We start from the raw sequence: 603 nt of genomic DNA on the forward strand, positions 1-603 counted from the left end.
CTACTTGTTTATTTAATTGCAGACAATTAATTGAGTCTGCTGATCTTGAGGCTTGGAATGACAAGTCAAAAAAACTCGAACCTATAATTAATTTATATACAGAGGCATATGATTCCCCCAGTACGTCTATTCAAAATCTTTTTTTAAATGTCTGCCAAGCACTAGAAACTTATCATGCAAGAATGGTGACTAATAATAGAGATGAATATTTAAAGAAATCCAATCAAAAAATTGCTCGAATGAATCCAAGCTTTAAAGATTTTCTCATTAGGAACAAAAGAAATACTAAATCTATTCTTCTTAGTGAAAGAATTTCTGATTTAATGGTTGTTGATAATATCCCAAAAATAAATTTTTCGGGTGGATTTAAATATTTTGATTTTCCTCAAATTGTTTCTAATACAAGAAATTATTACACTCATTATGATGAAAACAGACAAAAAAATGCTCTTTTTGGAGAAAAACTTGTAGATGCAACTGAATTATTGAGGCTGATTCTTGAATACCATCTTTTGAGAGAACTGGGCTTTAATGATGATTTTGCAACAAATAATATGAGGGATAGTTTTGGACAAATTAATATACATATGGGTTACTTTGAGA

1 protein-coding gene is annotated in these 603 nt (G+C 29.2%); it reads left to right on the forward strand.

Annotated elements, in window-relative coordinates:
- Positions 1-603, forward strand: a 603-nt coding sequence (locus KH893_RS11480; protein WP_281166237.1) for a HEPN domain-containing protein, incomplete at both ends; no start/stop codon positions are given.

This window comes from Liquorilactobacillus sicerae (assembly GCF_029916425.1).
GTDB classification, from domain to species: Bacteria; Bacillota; Bacilli; order Lactobacillales; family Lactobacillaceae; genus Liquorilactobacillus; species Liquorilactobacillus sicerae.